Source organism: Agrobacterium sp. LMR679 (genome assembly GCF_027157905.1).
Classification (GTDB): domain Bacteria; phylum Pseudomonadota; class Alphaproteobacteria; order Rhizobiales; family Rhizobiaceae; genus Agrobacterium; species Agrobacterium leguminum.
Genome location: NZ_JAPVOJ010000002.1, coordinates 1,689,087 through 1,708,912 on the forward strand (window position 1 = coordinate 1,689,087; position 19,826 = coordinate 1,708,912).

General features: G+C 60.5%; 14 protein-coding genes, 1 tRNA gene and 1 pseudogene. 9 read left to right on the plus strand and 7 right to left on the minus strand.

Going from position 1 to position 19,826, the window contains the following annotated elements:
• Positions 1 to 10: 10 nt before the first annotated feature.
• Both O3W47_RS18880 and O3W47_RS18885 read right to left on the minus strand, forming a co-directional pair.
• Positions 11 to 1,297, minus strand: coding sequence for an NAD(P)/FAD-dependent oxidoreductase (locus O3W47_RS18880; RefSeq protein ID WP_080817811.1), 1,287 nt, complete (start codon positions 1,295 to 1,297; stop codon positions 11 to 13).
• A 12-nt stretch (positions 1,298 to 1,309) separates the two neighbouring features.
• Positions 1,310 to 2,746, minus strand: coding sequence for a glutamine synthetase family protein (locus tag O3W47_RS18885; protein WP_269314367.1), 1,437 nt, complete (start codon positions 2,744 to 2,746; stop codon positions 1,310 to 1,312).
• 123 nt (positions 2,747 to 2,869) lie between these two features.
• Here O3W47_RS18885 and O3W47_RS18890 point away from each other — a divergent pair.
• A pseudogene (locus O3W47_RS18890) lies at positions 2,870 to 4,053 on the plus strand (NAD(P)/FAD-dependent oxidoreductase).
• A 111-nt stretch (positions 4,054 to 4,164) separates the two neighbouring features.
• Here the strand turns inward: O3W47_RS18890 and O3W47_RS18895 are convergent.
• A complete protein-coding gene (locus tag O3W47_RS18895) occupies positions 4,165 to 4,611 on the minus strand; it encodes a hypothetical protein (protein WP_269314368.1) in 447 nt (148 codons plus the stop codon).
• On the opposite strand from O3W47_RS18895, the gene O3W47_RS18900 reads away from it, so the two are divergent.
• A complete protein-coding gene (locus O3W47_RS18900; protein WP_137452357.1) occupies positions 4,598 to 5,470 on the plus strand; it encodes a LysR family transcriptional regulator in 873 nt (290 codons plus the stop codon). The two genes, O3W47_RS18895 and O3W47_RS18900, sit on opposite strands and share 14 nt — an antisense overlap.
• 111 nt (positions 5,471 to 5,581) lie before the next feature.
• Positions 5,582 to 5,935, plus strand: a complete 354-nt coding sequence (locus tag O3W47_RS18905) for a hypothetical protein (RefSeq protein ID WP_269314369.1) — start codon at positions 5,582 to 5,584, stop codon at positions 5,933 to 5,935.
• Positions 5,936 to 5,999: 64 nt separating this feature from the next.
• Here O3W47_RS18905 and O3W47_RS18910 read toward each other — a convergent pair whose 3' ends face one another.
• Both O3W47_RS18910 and aceA read right to left on the minus strand, forming a co-directional pair.
• Positions 6,000 to 6,257 (minus strand): SMc00767 family acetate metabolism repressor, encoded by a 258-nt coding sequence (locus O3W47_RS18910; RefSeq protein ID WP_004432604.1) that lies wholly within the window; start codon positions 6,255 to 6,257, stop codon positions 6,000 to 6,002.
• An 84-nt stretch (positions 6,258 to 6,341) separates the two neighbouring features.
• Entirely contained in the window at positions 6,342 to 7,631 is a 1,290-nt protein-coding gene (aceA, locus tag O3W47_RS18915; protein WP_137452356.1) for an isocitrate lyase, read from the minus strand.
• A 255-nt stretch (positions 7,632 to 7,886) separates the two neighbouring features.
• Between aceA and O3W47_RS18920 the strand changes: the two genes are divergently transcribed.
• The 5 genes from O3W47_RS18920 to O3W47_RS18940 all read left to right on the plus strand — a co-directional run bounded on the left by O3W47_RS18920 (position 7,887) and on the right by O3W47_RS18940 (position 13,582).
• Positions 7,887 to 9,302 carry a helix-turn-helix domain-containing protein gene (locus tag O3W47_RS18920; protein WP_269314370.1) on the plus strand — a complete coding sequence of 472 codons (1,416 nt, stop codon included), beginning with the start codon at positions 7,887 to 7,889 and terminating at the stop codon, positions 9,300 to 9,302.
• 151 nt (positions 9,303 to 9,453) lie between these two features.
• A complete protein-coding gene (locus O3W47_RS18925) occupies positions 9,454 to 10,551 on the plus strand; it encodes a polyamine ABC transporter substrate-binding protein (RefSeq protein ID WP_269314371.1) in 1,098 nt (365 codons plus the stop codon).
• A 136-nt stretch (positions 10,552 to 10,687) separates the two neighbouring features.
• Complete coding sequence (locus tag O3W47_RS18930; RefSeq protein ID WP_269314372.1) at positions 10,688 to 11,845, plus strand: ABC transporter ATP-binding protein; 1,158 nt, start codon at positions 10,688 to 10,690, stop codon at positions 11,843 to 11,845.
• 11 nt (positions 11,846 to 11,856) lie between these two features.
• The gene (locus O3W47_RS18935) at positions 11,857 to 12,765 is read left to right on the plus strand and encodes an ABC transporter permease subunit (protein ID WP_080817796.1); all 909 of its coding nucleotides are present in this window, start codon (positions 11,857 to 11,859) and stop codon (positions 12,763 to 12,765) included.
• A gap of 4 nt (positions 12,766 to 12,769) precedes the next feature.
• Complete coding sequence (locus tag O3W47_RS18940) at positions 12,770 to 13,582, plus strand: ABC transporter permease (RefSeq protein ID WP_065654420.1); 813 nt, start codon at positions 12,770 to 12,772, stop codon at positions 13,580 to 13,582.
• 310 nt (positions 13,583 to 13,892) lie between these two features.
• Here O3W47_RS18940 and O3W47_RS18945 read toward each other — a convergent pair whose 3' ends face one another.
• On the minus strand, positions 13,893 to 15,557 hold the full coding sequence (locus tag O3W47_RS18945) for an ABC transporter permease (protein WP_269314373.1): 1,665 nt from the start codon (positions 15,555 to 15,557) through the stop codon (positions 13,893 to 13,895).
• A 78-nt stretch (positions 15,558 to 15,635) separates the two neighbouring features.
• Positions 15,636 to 19,424: an ATP-binding protein gene (locus O3W47_RS18950; protein ID WP_269314374.1), complete on the minus strand. Its 3,789-nt coding sequence runs from the start codon at positions 19,422 to 19,424 to the stop codon at positions 15,636 to 15,638.
• Positions 19,425 to 19,740: 316 nt separating this feature from the next.
• Here O3W47_RS18950 and O3W47_RS18955 point away from each other — a divergent pair.
• A tRNA-His gene (locus O3W47_RS18955) sits at positions 19,741 to 19,817 on the plus strand.
• The last annotated feature ends 9 nt before the right edge of the window (positions 19,818 to 19,826 follow it).

Consider the following 19,826-nt stretch of genomic DNA (forward strand, 5'->3'; position numbering starts at 1 on the left):
AAACATTGGCCTAAAACCTGTCTCGCAACGCGTACCAGGAGAGCGCGAGGAAAAGCAGCGGCGCGCGCAGCGACGCCCCGCCGGGGAAAGAGGGCACCTTCAGCTGGGCGAAGGGCGCCAGCATGTCCTTTTTGCCGAGAACGAGATCGGCATAGAGCTTGCCGCAATAATTTGACAGCATCACCCCATGGCCGGAATAACCGCCGATGGAGGTGACACCGGGCATGACCTCGCGCACGAAGACTTTGCGCGGCAGGGTAATGCCGACGGAGCCGCCCCAGGAATGGGTAATCTCTATATCTTTCAGCGCAGGATAGATTTCCGCGATCTGCCGGCGGATGTGGCTGGAAATATCGCGCGGCGCATCGGCCGTATAGGCTTCGCGCCCTCCGAACAGCAGCCGGTTATCGGCCGTCTTGCGGAAATAGCGCACCACGAACCGCGAATCCGCCACGGCCTCTCGGTCGGGAATGATGTCGGGAAACGCATCCAGCGGCACGGTTGCGCCGATGAAGGAACGGATCGGCATGATATGGGCGGCCGTCACCGGTTCCAGATTGCCGATATAGGCATTGGTCGCGATCAGCACCCGCGGCGCGGTGATCGTACCGAAAGGCGTTTCGATGATGGTCTTGCCGCCCACTTGCCGGATGGATTTCGCAGGCGTCATTTCATAAATGCCGGCGCCCGCCGCTTTCGCCGCCTTCGCCAGCCCGACCAGCAGCTTCAGCGGGTGGATATGGCCGGTGCCGGTATCGCGCGTGCCGCCGAAATAGTGGGTGGAGCCGACGCGTTTGCGTGCTTCTGCGCGTTCCATGTACGAAATATGCGGATAGCCATAACGGTTGTTCATCGCATCGACACTGCGGCGATAATCGTCCTCGTAAGCGGCTTTATGCGCCACATAGAGCTGCCCGGGAAGATATTCCATGTCGATGCCGCGGCTGACGGCGAAGCCGCGCAGGTAGTTTTTGGCGTCCTCGGCAATGTCGAACAGCAGCTTCGATTGCTCGAAACCGATCTCTTCTTCCATCTCGTCGGGGAAGGAGCGCTGGCCGGTGCCGAATTGCCCGCCATTGCGGCCGGAAGCGCCATCGCCGAAGCGATGCGCTTCGATGAGGGCGACGGAGACGCCGTTTTCGGCGAGGTTACAGGCGGCCTGAAGGCCGGTATAACCGCCGCCGATAATCGCGACGTCCACCTCTTTCGAGCCGTCGAGAGCGGGATAGTCCGGCCGCTCGCCAACGGTTGCCTGATACCAGGAAATTCCGGGCGCAATCGGGCTTTGCCATGTCATGCTCGGGGTTCCTCACACGTTGAGAAGCAGGAATTCCCGCTCCCAGGGGCTGATGACCTGCATGAAGGTCTCGAACTCCCCGCGTTTCAGACCGGCATAGAGGCCCACGAATTCATGGCCGAACACCCGGTCGAACTGCTCTTCGCCTTCCAGCAGCGCCACGGCTTCCAGAAGACCCCGCGGCAATTCGATGGAGCCTTCATTGGCCGTATCGGCGGTGGGTTCGGTCGGCTCGATATTGTTGACGATGCCGAGCCAGCCGCAGCCGAGCGAGGCGGCAAGCGCGAGATAGGGATTGGCGTCCGAACTCGGCAGGCGGTTTTCGACGCGCCGCGCCTGCGGGCCGGAAATCGGCACGCGGAAGGCGGTCGTGCGGTTGTCGTAACCCCAGGCATTGTTGACCGGGCAAGCCATGTCGGGCGTCAGGCGGCGATAGGAATTCACATAGGGCGCCAGCATGACGAGAGCGTTCGGAACATAACGCTGCATGCCGCCCACGAAGGAGAAGAATTCCTTCGAAGGGCTGCCATCGGCATTGGAGAAGATATTGCGGCCGCTGTCGATCTCCACCACCGACTGGTGGATGTGCATGGCCGAACCCGGCTGGCCCTGCATGGGCTTGGCCATGAAGGTGGCGTAGATGCCGTGCTTCAGCGCCGCTTCGCGGATGGTGCGCTTGAACAGGAACACCTGGTCGGCAAGCTCGATCGGATCGCCATGGCGCAGGTTGATTTCCAGCTGCGCCGGGCCTTCCTCGTGGATCAGCGTATCGATCTCGAGACCCTGTTTTTCCGAGAAGTGATAGATGTCGTCGATCAGTTCGTCGAACTCGTTAATGCCGGCAATCGAATAGCTCTGCCCGCCCACGATGGAGCGGCCGGAGCGCCCCTTCGGCGGATGCAGCGGATAATCCGGGTCATCATTCATGGCGACGAGGTAGAATTCGATCTCAGGTGCGACGACCGGCTTCCAGCCCTTTTCGGTATAGAGCGAAAGTACATTCTTCAGCACGTTGCGCGGCGTGTAGGGCACGAAATTGCCTTCCGCATCCACCACGTCGCAGATCACCTGCGCGGTCGGGTCCGTTTCCCACGGCACGACGGAGAGGGTGGAAAGATCGGGCACCAGCTTCAGGTCGCTGTCGCGCGGCTCGTAACGGAAATTGGCGGTCTCGTCAGGATATTCGCCGGAGATCGTATGGCGGTAGAGCGCGGATGGCAGGGCAAGCGAGGTGTCGCCCGTGAACTTCGCCGTCGGCATCATCTTGCCGCGCGGAACCCCGGCAAGGTCGGGCGTGATGCATTCTATGTCTTCGATCCCGCGCGCCCTCAGCCATTGGGCGGCTTCGCGCCAGGAGGAAACGCCACGGGTGGACGAAAGGTCGAGGGGAGGCTTCTTTGCCATGGTTGCCTGTTTCTTCGGGCGGAGCATGGTTTTCTTGGCGGGCATGTATCACCGGGTCTGTGTTTCGACTGGCGCCATCATAACCGTAGTTTGGCAATTGGCGAGGGGGAAAGCGCCATTGACAAGCGCCGGCACTTCGAAAAGAGGAGAGGAAACGGATCGGATGGAATGATGACAGAGAAATGTGACGTGCTGATTTTGGGGGCGGGCGCCGCCGGCATGATGTGCGCCATCCGCGCCGGCCAGCGCGGCCGCTCCGTCGTCATTCTCGACCATGCGAAAGCGCCGGGCGAGAAAATCCGCATCTCCGGCGGCGGCCGCTGCAACTTCACCAATATCCACGCCGGGCCGAAGAATTATCTCTCCGCCAATCCGCATTTCGCCAAATCCGCGCTCGCCCGTTATACGCCGCGCGATTTCATCGCCCTTGTCGAAAAACACCGCATCGCCTGGCACGAAAAGACGCTCGGCCAGCTCTTTTGCGATGACAGCGCCAAGGACATCATCCGCATGCTGCTTGGCGAAATGCAGGCGGTGAATGCGAAGCTGCGGCTGGAAACGTCCGTCTCGGCCGTCACCCATGATGGCGCCCGTTTCCGCGTCACGACATCCGGCGGCGTCATCGAGGCGGAAAGCCTCATCGTGGCGACGGGCGGCAAGTCTATCCCGAAAATGGGCGCGACCGGTTTCGCCTACCAGATCGCCGAACAATTCGGCCTCAAGCTTATCGAGACTCGTCCGGGCCTCGTGCCGCTGACGCTCGATCCCGCCTTGCTGGAAAAGCTGAGCCCGCTTGCCGGCGTCGCGGTTCCGGCCGAGGTTTTCCATGGCAAGGCCTCGTTTGAGGAAGCGCTGCTCTTCACGCATCGAGGTTTAAGCGGCCCTTCCATCCTGCAAATCTCATCCTACTGGCGCGAGGGGGACGTGGTTCGCCTGAAGCTCGAGCCGCATCGCGATATAGCCGCGTTGCTGAAGCAGGCGAAGCAGAAGAACGGCCGCCAGTCGCCCCAGACGGCTCTGTCGGAAATCCTGCCAAAACGGCTGGCCCAGCACGTCGTCGAACAATCCGGCCTCACCGGCCATCTGGCGGATATGTCCGACAAGGCGCTGGCGAAGCTGGCGGGGAGGTGCAGGACTGGCAGATCAAGCCCGCCGGGTCCGAAGGCTATCGCACGGCGGAAGTCACGCTCGGCGGCGTGGACACGACCGGTCTCGATTCCCGCAGCATGGCGGCGAAATCCGTACCCGGCCTCTATTTCATCGGTGAATGTGTTGATGTGACCGGTTGGCTCGGCGGTTATAATTTCCAGTGGGCATGGGCCTCCGGGCAAGCGGCGGGTGAATTCGCGTGAGACCACGCCCGTTAATGCCTTGTTAATGGGCGTGGAGTCATCCTGACCAAATGCCAGCAAAGCCGGATCGCTCAATGATCCCGCTGCACATGATGTCCTGCTGGAGGCCCCTCAACAGGGCATGGGTCGGTTGAGTTTTTCGTCAGGAACCCGCGCATGAACAGATCCGCACATCGCCGCCCTCGCGCCATTGCCATCGCCCGCACTGACAACGAGAGCCGTCATCTGGCCTTTCGCCTGAGCCTCATCGCAGCCGGTGCTCTGGCAGCCCTGATCGCTCTCTTTCACTGATCTGCGGCTCTTCCCCCTCATCCGGCTCATAAGCGCGCTGAAAAGCCGCCACGGCCGAGATGCCTCGGCCATATCGGCATAAAATTTCTCTTCCTGCAGAATGGCTTCGCGCCGTGCGCGCGGCTGCTGGTTTTCGATGATAATGCGGGCTGCAAAAATCGCGTGCATGTCGCTCTCCTTCCAATGCGGAGGGCCATGATGCACGCCGTTTTTTGATTTATCTGCGCAAGAAAATGCGCTACATTTTTCATCCATGAAAAACGTCACCTGGGATTCCTATCAGCTTTTCCTCGATGTGTCACGCAGCGGTGGCCTGACGGGTGCTGCCGCATTGACGGGTTTGAGCCCGGCCACCATCGGGCGGCGCATGGTCGAGCTGGAGGAGCGTATCGGCAAGGCGCTGTTCCAGCGCAGCCAGACGGGATACACCCTGACCGCAGACGGCCGTACGCTGTTCGACCGGCTTCAGGCGATGGAGAATGCGGCAAGGGACATCGAGGGATGGCAGAAGGCGTCGTCGGCCTCGTCTGTCGTGCGCATTGCCGTCGGCACCTGGAACGCCTGGCTGCTGACCGGGAATTTCTCCGCCATCTGCACCGACCGCGACGATTTCCGCATCGACCTTTTCATTGCCGAACAGAGGGCGTCTCTGGCCCATCGCGAAAACGATATCGGCATCCGCGCTTTCGAGCCGCAGGAAAAGAACCTGGCCGCCATCAAGACAGGGGAGGTGGCCTATGCGCCCTACAGGCTGCGCAACGCCGCTACTTCCGTTGCTGATCGGTGGCTGGCGGTGGCGGAGGAAAACGCCATTTCAACCTATCTACGCTGGCCGCACGAAAATCGTAACAACGGGATCGTGGTAACGGTGAACCGGCCGACGGCGCTTCTCGATCTGGTGCTGGCCGGGGCGGGGGTGGCGGTGCTTCCCTGTTTCGTGGGCGATGCGGATGCGCGGCTCACTCGGGAAGGCGAAGAACTGGAGAGTCTTCGCCACAATCAATGGATCGTCATGAACAATGACGATCGCCACCGCCGCGATATCAGGACGGTGGCGGATCGGATGACCCGTCTGATCAAGAGCCATTCCGATCTATATGCCGGGCGCAAAAGCCGCCCCTCATAGCTTCAATTACCTTTGATTGCATAATTTTTGTTGAATAATTTATAGTTGCATATGCACCTGAATAGCCATAGGTTGCTTTTGTAAATTTAACTCCTTTAGGTTGAGGCCGCCATGATAATTTCAGCGTCATATGTAAATGCGATGTCAGCAGCAGGAACACCGGAAGAGGCTGTAAAAATCTTCTATGCGGGCGTAAGCAAGGCACTTGCCTTGGTTGTGGCTGAACAGCTCTCCAAAGCCGTGGGAGCCTATGTGCCAACGGCTTCCGATACAAAAATCGCCGGTTGGGATAAGCTCATCGGAGGCGTAGCGATGCAATTGGCTTGGGAATCTCCAACTATTCTAAATCCCATTCCCTTGACGCAAATTGCCTCCTTCGCTCCGTATGCGCCTGAATTGCAGGGCAATGCAGAGGCAATGGGCGTTAATGTAAGCATCGGCGTTTCCGTATCGGCGAGCTTCTGAGGCCGCCACTCCGGATTTTTGCATTGAAGACCGGAGCATCGTTATGATGTTCCGGTCTTTCGTTTCAGGCGGCGTCACGCCCCTGCGCGACGATGACCGGGATAAGCAGATCCCCCCAGTTGCCGCCGCCGCCATGGTGGCGGGCCGAGCGGACCAGCTCGACGGAAACACCGGCCTCGACGGCTTTCATGACGGCCTGGTTGAGGCGGTGCAGATCGTTGGCCAGCATGCGGATGGCGGCCTGCTGATCCTGCGTCATGGCGGAGGACTGCTCCTCGGCGCGTTCCTTGACGTGAGTCTTGATGGGGTTATGGGCATTCATGGCATTTCTCCTCTCATTATTGGTTGGGGTTCTTGATCCGGTTTGCAAGCCCTTCCCGTCACCGGGAAGGGCAGTTTTTCGATTTTATTCGGCCGCCGGGCGGAACTGGTCGTGCTCGGTGGATTCCTTCATGGCTGTCGTGGACGATGTGCCGCCCGAGATCGCCAGAGACACGGCGTCGAAATAGCCGGTGCCGACTTCGCGCTGGTGCTTGGTGGCGGTGTAACCATTGGCCTCGGCCGCGAATTCCGCTTCCTGAAGCTCGGAATAGGCCGCCATCTGCCGGTCCTTGTAACCGCGTGCCAGTTCGAACATGCCGAAATTCAGCTGGTGGAAACCGGCGAGCGTAATGAACTGGAACTTGTAGCCCATCGCGCCGAGTTCCCGCTGGAACTTGGCAATCGTTGCGTCGTCGAGGTTCTTTTTCCAGTTGAACGACGGCGAGCAATTGTAAGCGAGCTTCTTGCCCGGATGCACCTTGTGCACGCCTTCCGCAAACCTGCGCGCCTGTTCGAGATCCGGCTTGGATGTTTCGCACCAGATCAGGTCGCAATAGGGCGCATAGGCAACGGCGCGGGCGATGCAGGGCTCAAGGCCGTTCTTGACCTGATAGAAGCCTTCGACGGTGCGGCCGGCATCGTAATCCACGAAGGGACGGTCGCGCTCGTCGATGTCGGAGGTCAGAAGCTTGGCGGCTTCCGCATCCGTGCGGGCGATAACCAGCGTCGGTACACCCATGACGTCGGCTGCAAGTCTTGCTGCCGTCAGGTTGCGGATATGCGCCGCCGTCGGGATCAGAACCTTGCCGCCGAGATGGCCGCATTTCTTTTCCGATGCCAGCTGGTCCTCATAGTGAACACCCGCAGCACCTGCCTCGATAAAGGCCTTCATGATTTCGAAGGCGTTGAGCGGCCCGCCGAAACCGGCCTCCGCATCAGCGACGATCGGCGCGAACCAGGTGTCGACCGAAAGGCCCTTGCCTTCCGCCGTCTCGATCTGGTCGGCGCGCTGCAGGGTGCGGTTGATGCGCTTTGCGAGTTCCGGTGCGGCATTGGCCGGATAAAGCGACTGGTCCGGATACATGGCCGACGCCGTGTTGGCATCCGCCGCAACCTGCCAGCCGGACAGATAGATCGCCTTCAGCCCGGCGCGAACCATCTGCATGGCCTGGTTACCGGAGAGCGCGCCGAGCGCATTGACGAAATTCTCCTCGTTGATCAGCTTCCACAGCCGGTTCGCGCCCATTTCGGCCAGCGAATGGCGGATTTCGACGGAGCCGCGCAGCCGCTCCACGTCGGCAGCGGTGTAGGTGCGCTCGATGCCATCGAAACGTCCCTGCGCAGCACCCGGAACAAGTTTGTAAAAATCCGTCATACTTCTCTCTCCCATGATAAATGCGGTTTCCGTAACGGGCCGTCTTCAACATCATATGGCGCCGTTTGATGTGACTACATTTACATTTTTCGAGATTTGAGCGCCAGAACAAACATAAAAACAGTGACTTGAAAGAGGTTATCCTGTAGGGTGCATGACAGGGTGGGGCTGTAAAATTGTAAATTTTGTAAAAGTCTTTTGCCTGCAAAGTTTGTAACAGGTTTGTATGATTCGCAGGCACGGGGAGGTGAGGCGGTGTCGGAAAACAAGATTTTTGCAGGCCCGCGCGTGCGCCGCATTCGCAACGGTCTTGGGTTGACGCAGACGGCCATGGCCGAGGCGCTAGCGATTTCGCCGTCCTATCTCAATCTCATCGAGCGCAACCAGCGACCGCTGACGGTGCAGCTGCTTTTGAAGCTTGCCTCCGTCTACAAGGTCGATCTGGACGACCTGCAGGGCGAAAGCGCCGGTTCCGCCGGGCAGCTGCGCGAGGTCTTCGCCGATCCGCTGCTTGCCGGTGAAGTGCCGTCGCCGCAGGAGCTGATCGAGGTTGCCGATGCCGCGCCCAATGCGGCAAGCGGTGTCCTCAAGCTTTACCGGGCCTACAGGGAGCAGGCGCAGCGCCTTTCCGATCTTTCCGATCTTCTGGCGCGGGAAGGGCACGAGACGGCGCTCTCCTCCACGCGCCTGCCGATTGACGAGGTGCGCCACGTCTTTGAAGACCGGCCGGCCTATTTCCATGCCATCGACGCGGCGGCGGAAGAACTTCACAAACACCTGTCGGCGGGCGACGATCTCGCCTCCGGCCTTCGTGCATGGCTTCAGAAAAACCACGGCATCGTGGTTCGCACCCTGCCGGTTCATGCCATGCCGAACCTCAGGCGGCGTTATGACCGCCATTCGATGCGGCTGTTTTTATCCGAACGCCTGTCGCAGCCGGACCAATTGCGGGAAATGGCGATGGAGACCTGTCTTCTGGCGCTTCGCGAAGAAATCGGCACGGAGCTTGAAGGGCTCGGCCTGAAAGGGGAGGAGGCAAGGCGCATCGCCCGCTTCGAACTGGCGCGTTACGCCGCCCATGCGTTGATGATGCCCTATGGCGCATTCCTGAGCGCCGCCCAGCGGGCGAAATACGATCTCGAGGTTTTGCGGTCGCGCTTCAACGTTTCTTTCGAACAGGCAGCCAACCGCCTCGTCAGCCTGCAACGGCCGTCAGCCGCGGCGATCCCGTTTTTCCTGATGGAAATCGACAATGCCGGCAACCGTTTCCGCCTTGCGGGGGCCGGCGGTTTTCCAAGGGCGCGTTTTGGCGGCCTCTGTCCGCGTCTCAACATCCATGCCGCTTTCGCCCAGCCGGGACAGGTGCTGGTCGAAGCGGTGGAGATGCCGGATGGCGACGCTTTCCTCACAGTGTCGCGCACGCTGGAAGGTCCGCAGGCGGGTTTCGGGGAAAGAGTGAGGCGCACGGCGGTGCTTCTCGGCTGCGATTTCGCCCAGGCCGGAGAGACCGTCTATGGCCCCGCCGCTTCGGGTGCTGCGCCCGTCGCCGTCGGCCCTTCGTGCCGGCTGTGCGAAAGGCAGGGCTGTCTGTCGCGGGCGGAAGCGCCGCTGACGCGGCCGCTCGGGCTCGATGAAATGGTCACCGGCCTCAGTGTTTTCGACTTCCAGTAGGTGTTTCCATTCGCTTTTTCCCGGCCGGAACACATTTGGTTGAAAATGCTGTGCTGCACATTTCCCGCTTGCTCCCTTCTGTTTTCCTTTCTAGTCTCTCCCAAAAAGGGGATCACGCTCCCGTCGTGAGGATGCGTTAACAGGAGACATCATGAAAAACCGTTCTCTCCGCCTGACCTTGGCTCTCACCACCGCGCTCGTTGCAGCAGGCTCGGCAATGGCCCAGGAGAAGGTCGTCCACGTCTATAACTGGTCGGATTATATCGACAGATCGATCCTTGCCGATTTCACCAAGGAAACCGGCATCAAGGTCGTCTATGACGTTTTCGACAGCAACGAGCTTGTGGAAACCAAGCTTCTGGCTGGCAGCTCCGGTTATGATGTCGTGGTGCCGACCGGGCCCTTCCTCGCCCGCCAGATCAATGCCGGCGTGTTCCAGAAACTCGACAAGTCCAAGTTGCCGAATCTGAAGAACATGTGGCCCGAGGTTTCCGAGCGTCTGGCGAAATACGATCCCGGCAACGAATATGCCGTGAACTACATGTGGGGCACCACCGGCATCGGTTACAACGTCGCCAAGGTGAAGGCTGCTCTCGGCGATGTGCCGGTCGATAGCTGGGATATTCTCTTCAAGCCGGAAAATGCCGAAAAGCTGAAATCCTGCGGCATCAATATTCTCGATGCGTCGGACGAGACCTTCGCCATCGCCATGAACTATCTCGGCAAGAATCCGGATAGCAAGGAAACCGCCGATCTCGAGGCGGGCGGCGACGTCTACATGAAGATCCGCCCCTATGTGAAGACCTTCAACTCCTCCGCCTATATCGATGAACTGGCGAATGGCGATAGCTGCATCACCATCGGCTGGTCGGGCGATATCCTGCAGGCGAAGAGCCGCGCCGAGGAAGCCAAGAACGGTGTCGAGGTGAACTACGTCATCCCGAAGGAAGGCACCTATATGTGGTTCGACAACCTTGCCATCCCGGCGGATGCCAAGAATGTCGAGGAAGCCCACGCCTTCATCAACTATCTGATGCGGCCGGAAGTCATCGCCAAGGCCTCCAACTATGTTCAGTATGCGAATGGCAACCTCGCTTCGCAGGCGCTGATGGATGAGGCCGTCGCCAAGAACCCGGCGGTCTATCCCGATGCCGAGACGCTGAAGAAGCTCTTCACCATCTCGCCCTACGGACCGAAGGAACAGCGCGTCCTGAACCGCGTCTGGACGCAGATAAAGACCGGCAGCTGACACTTCCGCCCGCTGGTTGAGGAACGGCCGGCGGGCCTGTTCCTCTGATCCTTTGCCGGCAGGTCCCGTTACCTGCCGGTGTCGCCCGCCCCGAAGCATCGGATCGAAAGACCAACGGGATTTGAGGGTAGGGTGAATGGCGAAAACTCTGGGGCCGGTCAAACGCAAATTCAGCCCGTGGGACAACCCCGATGCGGTTCCCTTCATCCGCTTTGAAAACGTCACCAAACGTTTTGGCGATTTCGTCGCCGTCAACAATCTGACGCTCGATATCTATGAACGCGAATTCTTCTCGCTGCTCGGTCCCTCCGGCTGCGGCAAGACCACGCTGATGCGCATGCTGGCCGGTTTCGAGGAACCGACCGAGGGCCGCATCCTGCTGCAGGGCAAGGATATTTCCGGCGTGCCGCCCTATAAGCGCCCCACCAACATGATGTTCCAGTCCTATGCGCTTTTCCCGCATATGTCGGTGGAAAAGAACATCGCCTTCGGGCTCGAACAGGACGGCCTGCCAAAAGCGGAAATCGCCTCGCGCGTCGAGGAAATGCTGCGGCTCGTCAAGCTCAGTGAATTCGCCAAACGCAAGCCCAGCCAGCTTTCCGGCGGCCAGCGGCAGCGCGTGGCGCTCGCCCGCTCGCTTGCCAAGCGGCCCAAGGTGCTTCTGCTGGATGAACCGCTCGGCGCGCTCGACAAGAAGCTGCGCGAGGAAACGCAATTCGAACTGATGGACATCCAGACCAATCTCGGTCTCACCTTCCTCATCGTCACCCACGATCAGGAAGAAGCGATGACGGTCTCGGACCGCATCGCTGTCATGGACAAGGGCAATGTCGTGCAGGTGGCGACGCCGGCCGAGATCTATGAAGCGCCGAACAGCCGCTACGTGGCGGACTTCATCGGCGATATCAATATTTTCGACGCCACTGTCGTCGCCAATGCTTCCGATATCGGCAAGCCCGGTCTGGTGACGCTGGATTGCGAAGGGCTGAAGGTGGCGGTGGAGCAGGAATGCGCCGCTGCGACCGGCAGTCAGGTGGCTTTCGCCATCCGCCCGGAAAAGGTCCGCATCTCGCTCGACCAGCCCGCCGACAGCAGCGTCAATTCCGCCTATGGCGAAGTCTGGGATATAGGTTATCTCGGCGACTTCTCGGTCTTCATCGTCAAGCTTGCCGACGGCCGCGTCATTCGCGCCGCGCAGGCGAATGTTTCGCGTCTCGTCGATCGCCCGATCACCTTCGGCGATATGGTGTGGCTGAACTGGAAGCCGGATTCCGGCCTCGTCCTGACGCGCTGAGGGAGGCTTCGATGGCGATCACCACTCCCGAAAACCGGCAAAGCCCCTGGCGCTGGCTGGTCGTCGCGGTTCCCTATTTCTGGCTGCTGCTGTTCTTCGCAGCACCGTTTTTCATCATCTTCAAAATCTCGCTGTCGGATACGGCGATCTCCATGCCGCCCTATACGCCGGTCTTCGAGGGATTTTCGAAGCTCGGCGCGTTCTTCTCCGAACTGGATTTCGAGAACTACCTCTTCCTGACGGAAGACCCGCTCTACATCGATGCCTATCTGTCATCGCTGCGCATCGCCTTCATCTCCACCTTCCTGCTGCTCCTGATCGGTTATCCCATGGCGCTGGCCATGGCGCGCGCGCCGTCTTCCATTCGCCCGACGCTGGTGATGCTGGTGATCCTGCCGTTCTGGACCTCGTTTCTGATCCGCGTTTATGCCTGGATCGGCATTCTGAAGCCGGAAGGCCTGCTGACGGTGCTGTTCCAATGGCTCGGACTTCTCGGGCCGGACCAGCAGGTCAATATCTTCCGCACCGAGACGGCGATCTTCATCGGCATCGTTTATTCCTATCTGCCCTTCATGGTGCTTCCGCTCTATTCGGCGCTGGAAAAGCTCGACAATACGCTGCTGGAAGCGGCGGCCGATCTCGGCTGCCCGCCATGGAAGGCCTTCTGGAAGATCACCTTCCCGCTGTCGCTGCCGGGCGTGGTGGCCGGCTCGATGATCTGCTTCATTCCGATAACAGGGGAATTCGTCATCCCCGATCTCTTGGGCGGCGCCCAGACGCTGATGATCGGCAAGACGCTGTGGACGGAATTCTTCGGCAACCGCGACTGGCCCCTGGCGTCCGCCGTCGCCGTGCTGCTGCTGCTGTTGCTGGTGGTGCCCATCGCCATCTTCCAGAACCAGCAGAAGAAGGTGGGGTGAGGCCATGAAGCGCGGAAAATTCGACATCACCGTCCTCACCCTCGGTTTTGCCTTTCTTTATATCCCGATCATCATCCTGATCGTTTATTCCTTCAACGCCTCGAAGCTCGTTACCGTCTGGGGCGGCTTTTCGCTGCAATGGTACCGTTCCATGTGGTCGAATGAGGGGCTGATGGATGCAGCCTGGGTGACGCTGCGTGTCGGCATCCTCAGCGCCACCATCGGCACCATTCTCGGAACGCTGGCGGCGCTGTCGCTGACGCGGTTCGCGCGGTTTCCGGGCCGGGTGCTGTTTTCCGGCATGATCTACGCGCCGCTCGTCATGCCGGAGGTCATCACCGGCCTGTCGCTGCTGCTGCTCTTCGTGGCCGTCGGGGTGGATCGCGGTTTCTGGACGGTGGTTATCGCCCATACGACTTTCACCATGTGTTACGTGGCGATCGTCGTGCAGTCGCGGCTCCTCACCTTCGATCGCAGTCTCGAGGAAGCCGCGCTCGATCTCGGCTGCCCGCCGGTCAAGACCTTCTTCCGCATCACCCTGCCGCTCATCTTCCCCGCGGTCATTGCCGGCTGGATGCTGGCCTTCACCCTGTCGCTGGACGATCTGGTGATCGCCAGCTTCGCCACCGGCCCCGGCGCAACCACGCTGCCGATCAAGATTTATTCGCAGGTTCGTCTCGGCGTGACGCCGGAAATCAACGCGATCTGCACGATCCTGATCGGGCTTGTCACCATCGGCGTGATTGTTGCCTCCATCGCTTCCAAACGCACCGAATTGCAGCGGATGCGGGACGAACATGCGGCGGCGCGGAACTGATCGAATATCCTGCGTCGATTTTTACGCGTTACTGTTGAAATCGCGAGAAAAGTAGAAACTGTTAATTTAGTTTCGGCGCTTTACGGTCTCAGAATAGGAATTTTCGTCGGTAATTGATCGATTTTGGTTTTAACCGCTTGTTAATAGGAGTTGGCGGAAAGTAAACCCAACGCAGGGCCGTCAAATTTTTGATAGCCGGGACTGATAATTTCCATCTGGCGAGATTGTCCCCCTTTCTCTCGTTGAAAAGCACAACTCATCCAGGCGGCCGCAAGGCCGCCTTTCTTTTTGCCGCAAAGGCCCTTGCCATTCAGCGGTTTTCCGGATGATCCATCGATTTCGAGACGAGAAGCACGGGAATAAGCCCGGCAATGATGATGATGATCGCCGGCACGGCCGCATCCTGCACCCTTGAGCGCGACGCATCCTCATAAACCAGCGTGGCCAGCGTGTTGAAACCGAAAGGCCGGAGCAGGATGGTGGCCGGCAGTTCCTTCATGGATTCGATCAGGACGAGCAGAAAAGCCGTCAGCGCCGCGGGCCGCATGTTCGGCAACAGCACCTTGAACAGCGTCTGCGCCCGGTTGCGCCCAAGCGTCCGCGAGGCCATGTCGATATGCGGCGAAAGCTTCTGGAAACCGGCATCGAGCGTGCCTTCCGCCATGGTCATGAAGCGCACGGCATGGGCGTAAATGATGGCGAAGGCGGTGCCGGAGAGCAGCAGCCCGGTGGAAAAACCGAAATGTGCGCGGATGAAGCCATCGACGCCATTGTCGAGGCTGGCCAGCGGAATGAGCACCCCGATGGCGAGCACGGTTCCCGGCACGCCATAGCCCATGGAACCGAAGCGGGCGGCCACCTTCGAGCTGCGCGAGCGCTCGGTGCGGATGGCATAGGAAAACACGAAAGCGGCTATCAGCGTCACGAAGGCGGCGGAAAGCGAGACTTCGAGACTGTGCCCGAGTGCTTTGAGAAGCTTCGGCGCAAACAGCGCATCGAGCCTCCTGGCGGCGTAACCGCCCAGCACGATGACGGGAATGAAAAAACCGCTCGCCACGGGAACGAAGCAGAAAAGGCTCGCACCCCAGCGCCGCCAGCCATTGAGCGCCTTCAGCCGGTGGCGCTGCGCCATGCTTGTCGCCTTCGGCGCGCCGAAGCGCTGTTTTTCCCGCGCATTGCGTTCGATGACGATCAGCGCACCGACGATGACGAGGATGACGGCTGCGATCTGCGTCGCATTGGCGAGATTGCCGCGATTGAGCCAGGTTTCGTAAATGGTGAAGGTCAGCGTCTGGACGCCGAGATATTCAACCGCGCCGATATCGTTCAGCGTTTCCATCAGGACCAGAGAAAGCCCGATGGCGATGGCAGGCCGGGCCATCGGCAATTGCACGGAGAAGAACACATTCAGCGGTTTTGCGCCAAGCGTGCGGGCCGCTTCGGCCGCAAACCGCCCCTGCATGGAAAAGGCGGCACGGGCCGAGAGATAAACGTAAGGATAGAGGACCGAACTTAGAACCACCACCGCACCGCCGAGCGAGCGTATGTCCGGAAACCAGTAATCGCGGATGCTGTGATAACCGAAAGCGGCGCGCAACGCGCTCTGTACCGGGCCGGTGAAATCGAGGAACTCACCGAAGGCATAGGCGGCGAGATAGGAGGGGATGGCGAGCGGCAGGACGAGTGCCGCGGACAATAACCGCCGCAGCGGAAATTCGAATGTGGTGACAAGCCAGGCGCAGACGATGCCGAAGAATGCCGTCGTCGCGGCCGTCATCCCCAAGAGCAGGAAGGTGCGAAACCCGGCGCGCGGCAGGACATTGGCGAGAAGATGCTGCCATCCTTCCGTGCTGCCGGTGAGCGCCAGCCAGAAAATTGCCAGAATGGGCATGGCGGCAATGGCCGCGACGATGACCGCCGTGATGGGCAACACCGAGAAGCGTCTTGTTGCCGGAAGGGAAACCGTCATGGACATGCCAGTCTACTGTCGTGCAAAGGCCTCAACCGGCGACCATCGTGCCGGCGGCTTCCGCATTGCTACGCCCGCATGGCCTCAGTTGGCAAGAACCCGCTGCGACGGAAAGGTGATTTCCACCAGCGTGCCTTCATTCGGCGTGGAGGTGATGGAGAAATTCGCCCGGTTGGCGTCCACCATCGCCTTGGTCAGCGGCAGGCCGAGCCCGGTGCCGTCGCCACGCACACGTTTGCCGGAGGAGGCCACCTGCCGGAACGGCTTCATGGCCTGTTCCAGTTCCGCCCGGGTCATGCCGATGCCGGTGTCGCGAATGCGCAGCGTTACGCTGCCATTGGCCTCATAGGCGGTGGACACCACGATCTGGCCGCCCGAGGGGGTGAAGCGGATGGCGTTCGACAGGATGTTCAGCACGATCTGCTTGATCGAGCGCAGGTCGGCGACGATCTGCGGCACGGATTGCGCAAGAGCGGTGCGGATGATGACGCGCTGGTTGTTGGCCTGCGGCTGCACCAGTGAGACCGCCTCGGCCACCGTTTCGTTGAGCGGCACGGCGACGAAATCCACATCCATCTGCCCGGCCTCGATCTTGGAAATATCGAGCAGATCATTGACGATGTCGAGCACATGCCGGCCGGAGCGGCCGATATCATTGGCATATTCCACATAACGCGGATGGCCTATCGGCCCGAAACGTTCGGTCGCCATCATGTCGGCAAAGCCGATGATGGCATTGAGCGGCGTGCGGATTTCATGGCTGACGCGCGCAAGGAAGTCGGTCTTGTGGGCATTGGCGGTTTCCGCCGCCCGCTTGGCGTTGCGCAGTTCTTCTTCCGTGCGCTTCCACTGGGTGATGTCGCGGATCACCGCGCAATAGCCATGCGAGGATTTCAGCCGGCCGATGGTCATGAACAGCGGCAGGAAGCCGCCGGACGCTTCGCGGCCGATCACTTCGCGGCCGTCGTTCAGCACGCTGGCGACACCGTTATTGGCAAGGCCGGAAAGATAATCCAGCACGGCGCGCTGGCTCTCATGGGCAAAGAGGGTGACGAAAGGCTTGCCGGCGATTTCACCATTGTCATAGTTGAACAGCGCGCTGGCGGAACGGTTGAGCGAGCGGATTTCGCCTTCGTCTCCCAGAAGCACCACGCCGTCGGTGGCCGTTTCCAGAATGGAATGCAGCTCCTCCACTTCGCCCTGCAGCAGGGAGAGGCTGCCTGCTTCCGCATTTTCGGCATCGCCGGCAGCAATATTTTCGTTGGCGGCCGCAACAGGCGTCTGCTTTTCCTCAAGCGGCACCAGCGACAGCATCAGCGCCTTGGTTTCTTCCCAGCGAATGGACTGCAACCGCGCCTTGACGGGAATGATGTCGTTTTCGGCGCTGACGACCACCATGCCGCCTTCGTTGTCCGGCATCTCCTCCAGCTCCTGCCGCTGCAGCAGCGCTTCCAGACCGCCCACCTCTTCGAGTTCGGCGAGAGAGCCATAGCCCGTCAATCGCAGGAAATCCGGATTGGCGTGGATCAGCCTGTCGCCGGCATGCACCAGAAGCGCCACGGGCATCTGGTCCAGCGTCTCGGCCGTCAAGGCATTCGCGGGACGAACGGACGGGCTGACCATGGCAGCGGCTATATCGGCAGCCGGCCGCTCGTCAGCCGCAGGCTCCTGCTTTTCGTCGGAACCGCTTTCATCCGCCGGCGCGCGAATGGCCGCAGGCTGCTCGCCACGAACATAATCGGCGAAAAGATCGTCTTCCTCCGCCGGTTCGGTTTTCTGGTCGTCATTTTCCGTATCGGAGGGCGCGCTCTCCGAAACATCCGCATCGATATCCTGCTGAATATCCTGCATGATCGGCTCAGCGGAAATGGCCTCCGCCTCCGTTTCCCGGTCTTCTTCGGAAGCAGCATCCGCCGGCGCCAGGGCCCGGCCGATTTCGCGGAAGGCAGCCTGCTCGCCTGCGGTCAGCCCCTCGCGGGAGCGCGAGCGGCGCTCCTCCAGATGGACGACCTTGTCGGAATAGGCCGGCTCCAGCGCGGGCGTTGCAACCGGCGCTTCGAATTCCGGCGGAGTATAATCATGGTGTTGTTCTTCGGCCGAAACCACGTCCGATGCATCATCCGCCGCATCGGCCTCCGTTACCGGGACCGCATCTTCAGCGATGGAATCGGAATCTTCGCCTGCCTCGTCATCTTCATCGATAAAGGCCAGCAATTCGTGGCTTTCATCCTCGATGGCGGGCTGCGGCAGGGCTTCCGCCGGATCGGCCTCTTCGCCGTTGAGGAAGGTCAGGCCGGTGGCATGCGGATCTTCGGCGGCATCGGCAAGCCGCACGATGCCGAAACCGCGGAAACCGTCGAATTCGCGCGAGCGCGTATAGGTGGGCAGGGCGGCGAGATCGATCGGCACCATCAGCGATGTGCCTTCCACCGGCCAGTAGATCGTCTTGCCCGACCATGTGTCGCGACGGCCGAGAAGCTCGCGGATTTTGCCGTCGGGATCGAGATTGAACAGGGCCGCGACATCGGCAAAGCCCATGCCTTCCACGGCAGCCGCCTTGGCGCCCACAGCCTCTGCAAATTCATGCGAGATCGAACTGAAGCGCCCTTCCGCATCGATTTTCCAGACGAAACGGGAAGCGCGCGCACCGGCATTGAAAACAAAAGGCTGCGCTTCTGCGCCAGCGCCGATGTCCGTTTCCTCGGTCTCCGCCTCCGCCGTTATCTCCTCATCCGCCGCAGGAGCAGCGTCTGAGGGCGCGGTTTCAACGATTTCATCGTCAGCGACTGCGTTTTCTTCGGCCCGGGTCTCTTCGGCGGGGGCATCGGCGACTGCGCGCTCGGTTAGAATAGCCTCCGCTTCATCCTCATCGAGTTCGAAAAGATCGGCGATGTCGTCGGTCATCGCCACATGTGCCGCGGCGTCGGCGTCCTGCACGGAAAGCGCCGCCGGGGTCTCCGCTGCGTTTTCCGACAATGAGAGAAGGCTGTTCTCATCCTGCTGCGCTGCCACTTCCTCTTCGGGATCGGCCGGCAGTTCCTGAACCTCTTCCAAATCCTCGATTCCCGCGACGGCATCGAGCACGGAATCGAAGGAGGTTGCAGCGGCAACCGGCGCGACCTCCGCAACCGGCAGGGCGGGCTCGGCGGCGGCTGGCGTTTCCTGCGGCCTGTCTTCTGCGAAACCATTGACGGGATCGAGTGTGCCCAGCGCGGTTTCGACCACGAACATCAGGTTCAGTTCGGGCGATGCCGCAATCTGGCCGGTGGCGGCGGGCAGGTAACCCTTGCCGGTCGGCACCGGCCGCTTGACGAGATGGCCGGACTGCCCGGCTGCCATTTTCACCAGTGTCCGTGCGGTATGCGGCGTGATGCCGAGCGACGAAAAGCCGGGTGAGGCGGCGACAATCTCGTTCTCGCCGTTCAGGACCGCCATATGGATATCGGGGTCATCGAAACCTTCGATCATGCGCCGGGCGCATTCCGCCGTGTCGGGTGCGGCCTGATCGGTAAGGGCGGAAAACAGGATGGCGGGCTGGCCGGGTTCGGCCTCGATGATTTCCGCGCGCGCCGTAACGGCAAGGCTGCGGAAGCCGGACGTGATGCGAATGGTAAACGGCAGGCTGTCGCCCGCTTTGGAAAGCCGCGCCGCCGTGGCCGCCAGTTGCCGGAAGGTCACGTCCTGCGGTTTCGGGCCCTGTTCCAGAAAATCGTAGACCATCGGCGTGCCGAACAGCGCCGCACCCCGGCCATTGGCCCAAAGGGCGTTTTTAAGGTCGAGCGAGAACAACGCCATGGCCGCGCCGCGCCCGAAACCTTCACGCACCCGTTCATGCACTGCGATATCGATAAAGGGATACTGGACGGCGGGCATGTCGAAACCTATTCTGGCACTACCGGACCTTGCGGGCTTTTCAGCTTCCTCATGAAGCTCTAAACGTAAACCCGCCGAGGCATCACGTTAACAGAATTTTAAATAACTTCACAGCGCGGTCCGGTCCACCATCCGCCGGATGAATCGCCAAATAGAGTTAACATCAACAGGCCGCTGCGGCCTCTTTATGTCAGCCCGGCCCATTGAAAAGCACTTGCCTTTCTCAGCCTTTTTTCGCAAAATTCGAAGAGGCACTTGCAAATGGGGAAAACACCTTTTATGTCACCCCCCGTGACGCCGCTTCGGCGTTTCATGTGCGGTTGTAGCTCAGTTGGTTAGAGCGCAGGTTTGTGGCACCTGAGGTCGGTGGTTCGACCCCACTCAACCGTACCATTCCCCTCT

Coding starts and splice junctions, on each gene's coding strand:
- aceA (WP_137452356.1), bottom strand. CDS start 7,631: ATGACGGATTTTTACAAACTTGTTCCGGGTGCTGCGCAGGGACGTTTC.
- O3W47_RS18940 (WP_065654420.1), top strand. CDS start 12,770: ATGAAGCGCGGAAAATTCGACATCACCGTCCTCACCCTCGGTTTTGCC.
- O3W47_RS18880 (WP_080817811.1), bottom strand. CDS start 1,297: ATGACATGGCAAAGCCCGATTGCGCCCGGAATTTCCTGGTATCAGGCA.
- O3W47_RS18885 (WP_269314367.1), bottom strand. CDS start 2,746: ATGCCCGCCAAGAAAACCATGCTCCGCCCGAAGAAACAGGCAACCATG.
- O3W47_RS18905 (WP_269314369.1), top strand. CDS start 5,582: ATGATAATTTCAGCGTCATATGTAAATGCGATGTCAGCAGCAGGAACA.
- O3W47_RS18945 (WP_269314373.1), bottom strand. CDS start 15,557: ATGTCCATGACGGTTTCCCTTCCGGCAACAAGACGCTTCTCGGTGTTG.
- O3W47_RS18935 (WP_080817796.1), top strand. CDS start 11,857: ATGGCGATCACCACTCCCGAAAACCGGCAAAGCCCCTGGCGCTGGCTG.
- O3W47_RS18950 (WP_269314374.1), bottom strand. CDS start 19,424: ATGCCCGCCGTCCAGTATCCCTTTATCGATATCGCAGTGCATGAACGG.
- O3W47_RS18900 (WP_137452357.1), top strand. CDS start 4,598: ATGAAAAACGTCACCTGGGATTCCTATCAGCTTTTCCTCGATGTGTCA.
- O3W47_RS18930 (WP_269314372.1), top strand. CDS start 10,688: ATGGCGAAAACTCTGGGGCCGGTCAAACGCAAATTCAGCCCGTGGGAC.
- O3W47_RS18925 (WP_269314371.1), top strand. CDS start 9,454: ATGAAAAACCGTTCTCTCCGCCTGACCTTGGCTCTCACCACCGCGCTC.
- O3W47_RS18910 (WP_004432604.1), bottom strand. CDS start 6,257: ATGAATGCCCATAACCCCATCAAGACTCACGTCAAGGAACGCGCCGAG.